The sequence below is a fragment of the Desulfovibrio sp. genome, assembly GCF_014803725.1.
Taxonomy (GTDB): Bacteria; Desulfobacterota; Desulfovibrionia; order Desulfovibrionales; family Desulfovibrionaceae; genus Desulfovibrio.
In genome coordinates this window covers 1-9,724 of sequence record NZ_JAAVBE010000014.1, presented here as the reverse complement: position 1 = coordinate 9,724, position 9,724 = coordinate 1, and the positions used below count along the sequence as shown (strand labels likewise).

Annotated in this window: 9 protein-coding genes and 2 pseudogenes; 6 read left to right on the top strand and 5 right to left on the bottom strand. The window is 56.8% G+C overall.

The window, feature by feature from the left end:
* Positions 1 to 732 (top strand): IS5 family transposase gene (locus HDR50_RS04215; protein WP_291356214.1). Its coding sequence is split into 2 segments (ribosomal slippage), with 734 coding nucleotides annotated over them: positions 1 to 337 and positions 336 to 732; the frame shifts between segments, so codons are not numbered across the junction. This gene is flagged as partial in the annotation.
* 9 nt (positions 733 to 741) lie between these two features.
* On the opposite strand, the gene HDR50_RS04210 is transcribed toward HDR50_RS04215, so the two are convergent.
* The gene (locus tag HDR50_RS04210; RefSeq protein WP_291356212.1) at positions 742 to 1,386 is read right to left on the bottom strand and encodes a molybdopterin-binding protein; all 645 of its coding nucleotides are present in this window, start codon (positions 1,384 to 1,386) and stop codon (positions 742 to 744) included.
* Between the two features lie 395 nt (positions 1,387 to 1,781).
* On the opposite strand from HDR50_RS04210, the pseudogene HDR50_RS12430 reads away from it, so the two are divergent.
* The 3 genes and pseudogenes from HDR50_RS12430 to HDR50_RS04200 all read left to right on the top strand — a co-directional run.
* Positions 1,782 to 2,086 (top strand): annotated as a pseudogene (locus HDR50_RS12430) (formylmethanofuran dehydrogenase subunit E family protein); the annotation flags it as partial.
* Between the two features lie 190 nt (positions 2,087 to 2,276).
* Positions 2,277 to 2,519, top strand: coding sequence for a hypothetical protein (locus HDR50_RS12425; RefSeq protein WP_365816768.1), 243 nt, complete (start codon positions 2,277 to 2,279; stop codon positions 2,517 to 2,519).
* Positions 2,520 to 2,672: 153 nt separating this feature from the next.
* Positions 2,673 to 3,965: an FAD-dependent oxidoreductase gene (locus HDR50_RS04200; RefSeq protein ID WP_291356208.1), complete on the top strand. Its 1,293-nt coding sequence runs from the start codon at positions 2,673 to 2,675 to the stop codon at positions 3,963 to 3,965.
* Between the two features lie 335 nt (positions 3,966 to 4,300).
* On the opposite strand, the gene HDR50_RS04195 is transcribed toward HDR50_RS04200, so the two are convergent.
* From HDR50_RS04195 to HDR50_RS04180, 3 genes are all read right to left on the bottom strand, one after another.
* Positions 4,301 to 4,576 carry an ammonia-forming cytochrome c nitrite reductase subunit c552 gene (locus tag HDR50_RS04195; RefSeq protein ID WP_291356206.1) on the bottom strand — a complete coding sequence of 92 codons (276 nt, stop codon included), beginning with the start codon at positions 4,574 to 4,576 and terminating at the stop codon, positions 4,301 to 4,303.
* Positions 4,577 to 5,018: 442 nt separating this feature from the next.
* Positions 5,019 to 6,032 (bottom strand): vitamin K epoxide reductase family protein, encoded by a 1,014-nt coding sequence (locus HDR50_RS04185; protein ID WP_291356202.1) that lies wholly within the window; start codon positions 6,030 to 6,032, stop codon positions 5,019 to 5,021.
* 8 nt (positions 6,033 to 6,040) lie between these two features.
* A complete protein-coding gene (locus tag HDR50_RS04180; RefSeq protein ID WP_291356200.1) occupies positions 6,041 to 6,331 on the bottom strand; it encodes a thioredoxin family protein in 291 nt (96 codons plus the stop codon).
* 563 nt (positions 6,332 to 6,894) lie between these two features.
* On the opposite strand from HDR50_RS04180, the pseudogene HDR50_RS04175 reads away from it, so the two are divergent.
* Both HDR50_RS04175 and HDR50_RS04170 read left to right on the top strand, forming a co-directional pair.
* Positions 6,895 to 7,489, top strand: a pseudogene (locus HDR50_RS04175) (IS1595 family transposase); the annotation flags it as partial.
* A 117-nt stretch (positions 7,490 to 7,606) separates the two neighbouring features.
* A complete protein-coding gene (locus HDR50_RS04170) occupies positions 7,607 to 8,557 on the top strand; it encodes an L-lactate dehydrogenase (protein ID WP_291356198.1) in 951 nt (316 codons plus the stop codon).
* Positions 8,558 to 8,906: 349 nt separating this feature from the next.
* Here the strand turns inward: HDR50_RS04170 and HDR50_RS04165 are convergent, their stop codons facing one another.
* The gene (locus tag HDR50_RS04165; protein ID WP_291356196.1) at positions 8,907 to 9,524 is read right to left on the bottom strand and encodes a VWA domain-containing protein; all 618 of its coding nucleotides are present in this window, start codon (positions 9,522 to 9,524) and stop codon (positions 8,907 to 8,909) included.
* Between the last annotated feature and the right edge of the window lie 200 nt (positions 9,525 to 9,724).

The window sequence follows — 9,724 nt, the reverse complement described above, 5'->3', positions numbered from 1 at the left end:
CTGACAAGGTTTGGGAGCTTTTGGAACCGCACCTTCCAGGCCGAGAAGGAACGCGAGGAGTTACTGCCCGTGATAATCGAAAGTTTCTCAATGCGGTTTTTTGGATCCTGCGAACAGGTGCGCCGTGGCGAGATTTGCCGCCGGACTATGCGGACTGGAAAAATACCCATCGCCGTTTTTGTCGATGGAGAGATAGTGGAGTGTGGAAAAGATTGCTCGAAATTCTTATTTCGGAGCCAGATTTTGAATGGCTCATGATTGATGCTAGCCACATCAAAGTTCACCCGCATGCTGCTGGGGCACAAGGTGGCAATCAGGATATGGGACGCACAAAAGGGGCTCAACTCCAAGATACACCTGGCCGTGGATGCGCATGGTATGCCGGTCAGAATGTTTATTACAGCAGGTCCGGTTGCGGATTGTTCGCAGGCTTGCAAACTTATCGAGGGAATAGATGCCGAGTACCTTTTGGCAGATAAAGGATATGATAGCGATGGGCTGGTCGAGTCGCTCCAACAGGCCGGCGTAAATCCTGTCATCCCTCCTCGTAAAAGCCGGAAACGTCCACGTCCTTACGATAAATATCTTTATCGACTTCGGCACCTTATTGAAAATGCCTTTTTGGAACTGAAGCGCTGGCGAGGTATCGCCACACGATATGCAAAAAACACGGCCTCATTTCTGGCTGCTGTGCATATCAGATGTATAGCGATTTGGGCGAATATCAAATGACGATACCATCTAGCCTGCTCTATAAGAACGGCTTCCGGATCGGCGAGTTCCGCGCGCCCCGCTTTGACCGGCCGGTAGAGTCAGGGTACTTATCCCTCCCCGCAGTCGGCCGCCTCCCCGCCGAGCTTGCGAGCACGTGGGGAAGCGCGGGGAGCATCGGGCCCAGGTTCTCCGCACGGCCTTGGGCGAGCCCGGCAGGTTGAGGATGAGGCAGCGCCCGGCCACCCCGGTCACAGCGCGTGAAAGCACGGCGCGCGGCGTGGCCGCGAGGTTCATGGCCATCATGGCCTGCGCCATGCCGGGCACGAGATAGTCGAGCACTTTTTCCGTGGCCTCGGGCGTCCTGTCGCGCGGGGAAAGGCCGGTGCCCCCGGTGGTACACACGCGGTCGTGGCGCTTATGGAGGGCACGCAACAGGGGGCCTTCGTCCGGCAGCATGAAGCCACGGCAGAGAGCGAGCGGCAGGGCGCCCCCGAGCAGAGGGCCTATGAGCGGCCCTGCCTCGTCCTTGTGCTCGCCCCGGGCGCCTTGTGCGACAAGGTGATCCATGCCGCCGCGAAGCCGCTTTTTTTCGCGAGGGAAGGAGCTCGGCCTGCCACCCTGCACGGGCACGAGCGCCTCGAGCACGGGGCAGGAGCACGCCGTCCACCGCATCCTGTATCTACGCGCGGCCTATTACCCTGAAGAGCGGCGTCCCCGGAGCCTCGGGGACGGCCAGCGTCCAGCCCGCGCCGAGCCATGCGGCCGCCTCCTACGAGCCCTCATCCAGCATATGAACGCCGGGGGCCGCGTCCGGGCGCCGGCGTGCATGTAAGCTCCATCCTCCTCTTCCTGCTATTGTGAAAAATGTCGCTACCCCCCCCTGAGCTAGGTAATGCCCTATTGTAATCTTCCTCGGGATGGTTTAAAATTTTGCGCCCGGTGCACCCTATGCCGGAATGAAGCTGTCGACCCATGCACGACCTTTGCCACCGCAAGGAATCCGGCCGTGAATATTGGCGCCTACACCTTTGAGGAATTCGGCTCCCTGGCCGAGAATTCCCACGGCNATGCCAGCTCCCGGCNTNCTNGTGGGCGCNTANATGGTNGANCTNGGCAAGCGGNNGCTNCCCGNNGGCACGCTNTTCGANGCCGTGNNGGAATCCGCCAAGTGCCTGCCGGACGCGGTGCAGNTNCTNACCGCATGTAGCACGGGCGCTCAGCGCCTCAAGGTTTTNGACCTCGGCCNCTATGCGGTGACGCAGTTCGACAAGCCACGGGCGAGGGCGTGCGCGTCAGCCTCGACCCCGACAAGATGGGCGCCTNTCCCGAGCTCAACGACTGGTTTTTCAAGGAAAAGCCCAGGCGTGAGCAGGACAGCGTCCTGCTGGCAGCGGAGATTCGCGCTGCCGCGGACAGCATCTGCAAGACGGAAAGGGTGCGCATCCAGCCGCGTTTTCCCGNTCGCCATCACGCGGAAGGCATCATCCGTTGNCCTCTGTGCGGCGAGGCCTATCCCAAAGNGGACGGCTCCATCTGCCGGGGCAGCCAGGGAGAGGCCTCCTATGNCGCGCTTGCGGCCNTGCCGCTCCCCGCTCGCCTATGTGCCTNCCTTCTGGGGCATGGTATTCCCCATGGGTATGTACACCGCCTNCACGGCGACCTTTTCCGAGGCGGTGGGCTTCGGCTGGCTCATGGTCGTTCCTCGCNGTTTCCTCCCTGTGGCCCTCGTCGCCTGGACGNTCACCTTCCTCGGGATGCTCNTTTCNCGCGGGCGNCTCCTGCCTGAGGGGCCAGAGGNGCCCTGAGCGCCGCGCGCTCCTGTGGGGCGTAAGCGATTTTCCGCAGGGGATTCTGAACAAAGGCCNTGAACCAGGCAACCCTTGACTGGCGAAGCAGCACAGTGAACAGGACAAAGATTGGTCGCAGCAGCGGCCACGATAATGTTTGAGGAAATCCGGATGAGTGAGCATTTTTTTGATGTCATNATTGTCGGCGCCGNCATCGCCGGTTGTTCCTGCGCCATCACCGCAGCGCGGGCCGGGCTGGATGTTCTTTTACTGGAACAGGCCGATACGCCCGGCAAAATGAACATGACCGGCGGCAGGATATATACTCATGCACTGAAAAAACTCCTGCCGGATTTTGCCGCCACGGCGCCGCTGCAAAGGAGCGTATGCAGGGAGCGGATTTCCGTGCTGACCAAAGACGCGGCATCGACCNTGGAATATTTTAATGACCGTTCAAGCTGTGCCGATACGCCTTCGGCGTCCTGCACTGTCCTCAGAAAAAGTTTTGACCCCTGGCTGGCGGGCGAGGCCGAAAAGNCGGGAGCGAAACTGCTCCTCTCCCAGCGGGTAAACGAGCTTCTCAAGAAAGGTGAAACCATTTGCGGCGTAAAAACGGGCACGGATGCCTTCCATGGCAATGTTGTCATCCTTGCCGAGGGAGCGAGTTCCCTGCTCGGCCAGAAGGCGGACCTCGTGAAAAAACACGAGCCCGCCGATTATGCCACGGGGGCCAAGGAAGTCATCCGCCTGGGGGCGGAAGTCATAAACGAGCGGTTCAACTGNAAGGACGGAGAGGGCGTNGCGTGGCTATTCCTGGGCTATCCCTCCACGGGGCAGATGGGCGGCGGCTTTTTATATACCAATAAGGACAGCNTCTCACTCGGTATGGTGCTGGGCATGAAGGATGCCAAGGAAAGCAATACCTCAGTGTTGCANATGTTGGCGGATTTCAAGAAACATCCGCTAATCCAGCCACTCATCAGGGACGGTGAGACAGTTTCCCGCAGCGGGCACATGGTGCCCGAGGGCGGCTACAACGCCATTCCCGAGCTCGTCGATAACGGGGTTTTGATCGTGGGCGATGCAGCATCACTTTGCCTGAATNTTGGCTACACCGTACGCGGGATGGATCTNGCCATCCTGTCGGGCATGGCGGCGGCGAATACCGTGATACACGCCAAAGAGGCCGACAATTATTCCCGCGAATCTCTCTNGTCCTATTATGATGANCTNGAAAGGGAAAATATTTTGCCGGATATGAAAGTATATANGCATATCCCCGATTTTATGCATAATAAGCGCATCTTCACCACCTACCCGCATGTGGTCAACAACTTCATGCAGGACCTTTTCGCCGTGGAGAGCGGCAGCGAGCCCGCGTGGAAAAAAATCTCCCGTTATGTGCAAAAAGCGGGGCTTCTTAATATCATGAAAGATGTCTGGAGCGGGATAAAGTCTTTTTAGCAACCGAAACTTCTCTCATGAAACATTGCGCGCTCAGTGNGGTTTTTGCCTGGCACGGCAGAAACAGTTCATTAAGCCCTGGCTGGGGGAGTCGAAAAGATACACCTTCCTGCATAGCGGATGGTTCTTTGTTTCAGTGGCTCTCGCGCCTTCGACTGGCTTCAAGTTTAATATAAAATATAAAAAGGGAGCCCGCAAAATCTGCGGGCTCCNTCCATTTATGGGACTTTTTGCCGNGTCCCTACCTGGCGGCGGCGTCCTGCTGCGTCACCGGGCGGTATTCCTGGCCGAACNCGACCTGCGGGGGCTTCGGGGNCGACGGGCAGAATCCTGGTTCACGGGTTCTGCTGGNGGCCCTCCCCGTCCTGCTGGAGCTTGCGGCTCATCTTGGGCATGNGCGGCACGNGCTTCTTGATGTGCTGGGNCATGATGGGCGCGATGCCCCAGTTGGTGGCCTGTTCGGCCAGCTCCACGGCCTTCTGGATNCACTCCATGGAGGTCATGAGCGTATTCAGCGACTTGGAAGGATTGTGGAANCCCACGCCATTTTCGGCGGAAACATACTCCCAGAACATCNGGCCCTTGCGGTTGATTTCGCGCGCCTCNGCCATGAGCCCGTCATAGTCGGGCGACGTGGGGCGTCCCAGANCATGGCCTAGTGGATGGCCTCGTGCGCCCGCACCAAAGCCACCTCAGCCTTGNGCGGCCGATTGCAGGTCTTGGACTGGACATAGAGCACCGANCTCTTGAGGTATTCGGGCGTCTTGTCGTAGTGACACTGGCGGCAGGCGCGCAGTTCCGGGTCCTTCAGGGGCGCGGCCTGCCGGGCTGGGCTCATGGCGGNGCTTCCTTTCAGGAGCATAACAGGATGGGCATCCCTCTGCGCCCGCTCAGGAGGCGGNCATGGCGTCCGATGCGTCCCCCTCAGGGCCCGTNGCGGCCCGGGCGATGGCCTCAAGCTGCTCCGGGGTGAGCGGGGTGTGGATGCCACCGAAATGGATGCGGTTCATTTCCACAGGCTTGAGCACGACAGCCGAAGGGCAGTCCGGTTCCTTAATATTTTTCATGGCAGGGCAGCTTTTTGAATACGGCGAGAATCTGGTTGAGCGCCAGCACGGCGCACAGATAGACCGCCAGAAGGACAAGGAAATCCACATGCAGGGGGTCGGCGCGGCGAAGCCAGCCGCCCCCGAGATAGGAGAAGAACAGCAGCCAGAGCGTGGACTGCACGCCCACGCAGAGGGTGCACCAGTGCTTCGCCTTGAATTTCTGGTACCAGATGCTCCACACCGTATAGGGCAGGCAGCACACATTGCAGACGGCGAGCGCGCTCCACATATGCGGAAAGAGCAACAACACGACGAGGGAGACACCAAAGTAGCCGAAGCCCACCTCGCTCCACGAAAAGACGCCGAACAGCTTGGAGACCGGAAGCTCCATGATGGAGTCGCAGCCGCCCTGCTCCAGCACCCCGCACACCCTGTCGGACGCCGCTGTATGGATGTTCAGCGATTTCTGGAGCAGGAGGTAAGAGAAATAGAGCCCCACGCAGGTGAACACCGTCAGCAGGATGGTGGAGATCTGCGCATACACACCGCGCGTAACGAAGAAGTAGGCGAACACGGCGAGCGCGGCGACGCCGAGCACGGATCGTGTCATGCCCGAGATGACTTCGGTAAGACGATGGCTCCCGTAGTCCGGCTCGCGGGACGTAGCCCCGGGAAAGGCCACAAGCGCGACGCCGTTCCATGCGTCGATGAAGTTCTGGAGGCTCGTCTTTTGCGTCTCGCCCAAGGAGTCATAGGTCACGCCGCCAGAGCCCATGTCCGTGACGATAACAAAAGCGCCCGAGACCGTCTGCGCGAGAAAGGGCGGCTCAAGCGCGCGTATTTCCGCCTTGTCGGCAAAGCGCAGCCCCGTGTTGGGCACACCGTACTCGGTCAGGAGGTGCGAGAGTCCGTACAGGGACTTGAAGGTCATGTTCCGGAACTGCGCGTCAGACCATGTGTCCGTGTGCGGCACGCCCAGCGCCGTGAGAAAGCGCGAAAAAATGCTGTGCGCCTGCATGGCTTGGGTCAATAGGACTGGAGCTTGGCGAGCAGGTCATTGCCATCGATCTCGCCGCTGTGCCGCCACACTTCCGTGCCGTTGAGATAGATGATGAAGGTTGGCACGCCGTCCACCCGCGCCTCGTGCGCGGCCGCCTGGTTCTGGTCGATGTCGAGCTGCACCACCGGGACCTCGTCACCGATCAGCTCCTTGATTTGCGCCACCACGGGCATCATTTTCTGGCAATGGGGGCACCAGGTCGCGAAAAATTCCACCATGACGACACGGGCTTCCTGGGTCACTTGGGCGTAGTTCATCGGTTTCTCCTTGATAAAGTCGGCATCCGTTCCCGACCTAGCCAGCGGAAGATTTTTTGTCAACTGGACGCCGCCGCCTATTCACCGGGCGCTCCTTCCCTGGGGGCATATCAAGCTTTTTTAACCTTTGGCCCGGTTAACGGCTTCCTGTAACGTCACAATCACCTTCCGGGAATGTGTCCCTACGACCGAAAAATAAAGCAGTCTTCGATCCGGTGTTTGCCGGTAAAGAGAACCGTCCAGGCTCTTTCGATCCTTGAAAAGAAGGTCGAATACACTTTACGCTCTCATTTTCGATATTTCGCACCTCAAAGCAGAGGATCATTTCCACGGTACGCTCTGGTTCAGGTGCCTTTTCACAAGCACAGTCACAATGCGGGGGGAAAAACGGCGCAGACGTGGCAACAAGAAACCACAAAAGGAACCCTTCAGCATAGCGGGGCGGGCTCCATATGCGCCTGGAAGGTACCCCTGTCAGCTGAACCCTAACAGACGCGTATACGATTGACATCTGCTTTTGCATCTAGACGAGCATAGAGCCACCAAGAGGCTAGAAGCAAGGAATGACGCCAAGAAATACGTATTCGTACCGTTCAAAAATTTCAGAGGGAAAAAACTGGCAAATCGTCAGGTTTTTCGCCGTTGATTTGGACGCCACCCAAATAGCAGAAATAACAAGGTTGAACCGAAACACGATTAACCGTTATCTCGGCGTCATCAGGGAAAGGGTCGCCAGATACTGTGAGGCGGAATCGCCTGTGAGCGGTGAAGTTTGGGTAGATGAAGGCTATTTTGGCCACCCGTATCAAGAGTTTCAGAGGGTGCGGAGCACGAAGCAAAACGATAATATTGGTTCGGCTCATGCGTAATGGTCGCGTGGACATCGAAATAGGGCCGGACAGCTCTAAATTCACTCTGCAAGGAATAATTCGAGGACGTGTGGCGCTTGAAAGCGCTATTCATCCCGACGGATAGCGTGACTATGTTGGCTTGGTTGATTTGGGATACCAGAAACATTTCCTGGAGGAGCTCAGCGACAACAAGTTTTCCAACGCACATTCACACATTAATGGAATCGAAAGTTTCTGGACCTTTGCCAAGACACGGCTAGTACAGTTCCGAGAACTCCACAAGCAGACGTTTTATTTCCATTTGCAATAATGTGAATTTCGGTTTAAGCACTGATTAGAGGATATTTACAAAGTCATCCTCAAAAAGCCAGAGATGACCCTCTGTACCAATCGTGACCGATTCTTAAAAGGAGGCATAATTTAGATGTCCAAGCCAAATCCACGCAAGGCTGCCATTATAGGTTGTGGTTATGTGGGCGCTGCATCGGCCTTTGCGCTTATGATGAGCAAGCTTTTTTCCGAGCTTGTCATGATTGATGCCAACTATGACAAGGCCGATGGGGAGGCGATGGACATCTCTCACGGCATTCCCTTCGCTGGTCAGATGCGAATCCACGCCGGAGACTATCACGATCTGTCTGACGCATCGCTTGTTATAATCACCGCAGGTGCGAACCAAAAGCCCGGCGAGACTAGGCTTGATCTCGTGCATAAAAATGTTGAGATATTCAAGACCATAATTACCAGCATTATGGAGCACAAGTTCAATGGTATTTTGCTAGTTGTAGCCAATCCAGTAGATATTCTCACCTATGCTGCTGCAAAAATCAGTGGTATGCCGGAAAACAGAGTAATCGGTTCTGGAACGGTTCTGGACACCGCGCGGCTAAAATACGCGTTGGGACAACATTTGGGAGTGGACAGTAGAAGCGTCCATGCCTTCGTTATTGGCGAACATGGCGACAGCGAAATAGTTGCCTGGAGTTGCGCCAATGTCTCCGGTATTCCCTTGCGAGATTTCTACGCCATGCGCGGATATTCGGACCCGGTTGCGGAAATGAGGAAAATTGCGGAGGAGGTCAAAAACAGCGCTTATGAGATTATCGCGAAAAAACATGCCACTTATTACGGCATAGCCATGTCCGTTAAGCGTATTTGCGAATGCATAGTGCGCGATGAAAAGTCTATTCTGCCTGTATCCGCACTGATACCCGGAGAATATGACTTAAGGGAAATCTCGCTAAGTATGCCGGCCATCGTTGGGGCGAAGGGTATTGAAACACACGTACCTATTTCTCTTAATCGAGAAGAGTCTTCGGCCTTACGTCGTTCCGCAGAAACATTAACAGAAGTTGCTGCAACATTAAATATATGAGAACAAAATAGAATATGTATGATAATGATATGCGAGATACAAATTCCCAAGATGTTTTAATGTAGCAAGTGTAATTTGTAGGGATCTGAAAAGATAAAAATAGCCAAATTGAACATGGTGTAGGGTTGGGGTGGGCGGCAATCCTGCCGGCCACCCCAATGCTTATTCATCCATGCTCTCTTTGATTACCTGCAACACGGCGATAGCAACAGGAATCCACTGAATCATAGTTTCCTCCTAGGTTTTCAGCGGCACAGAAAACGCCGCATGGTTCTCGGTTTCGGGCGGCTGCCAAGCCTTGTGAGGCCATTCAACCAGCTTTGCCCTCGGCATAAATCAACGGGGATTGTCATCGTTCCCCTCCCCGAAGAAGTGCCGCTTGCAAGAGGCCGAATACAGCCGGCGCAAGCTCCGACAGGTCGAAGATGACCTTGCTCGTCCGGGGCAAGAGCGTCAGGATGAGAGGCAACCGGATACCGATGCCGTACACCTCCATGCCGAGAGCCCGCATCCTGCTGAGGGCGGCGTGGCAGGCCAGCACATTGTCGGGCCTGCCGTCCGTGATGATGACGATTTTTCGTTCCTCCTTTTGCGCGTAAAGATTTTGCATGACCCACCAGAGCGCCGGGGCAAGCGGCGTTCCCCCTGTGCCCTCCACACCAAATTGGTTCGAGACCTTTTCGCCGTGGCGCACGAGCGGCTTCACGCCCCGCTCCCCCTCGGCAATGGCAGGAAAGGCAGTGACGGCGGCATTGACTCCCTTGAGGGGTTCCAGAGCCTTGGCCACGGCATAACAGGCTTGGCGAGCAAGCTGGATGGGAACGCCGGACATGCTGCCGCTGCAATCGAGCAGCAGAGGGACGGCGGAGTTTTGCCCAAGCTGGTTATCCTCCCGCCTGAAGACCCGTGGGTTTGCGGCACTCAAGCGGTAGAGCTTGTGGTCGTCCAGCTTGCCGCGCCTGCCCATTGCCACATGCCGGAGCTCGTTTGCCTGAAGCAACCCTTGGAGTCGCTTCCTGAGCGCGATGGAGCAGCCCAACGCCTTGGTTATTGACCCTACCCCATTCATGATACCAAGGATAAGTTAGTGGCTCCTGTCCGGTTTGGGGGTTGATGGGCTGCCCGATAAGCCGCCGGGCTTTGCCAGCCAAGGGCGCTGTGGGGGCG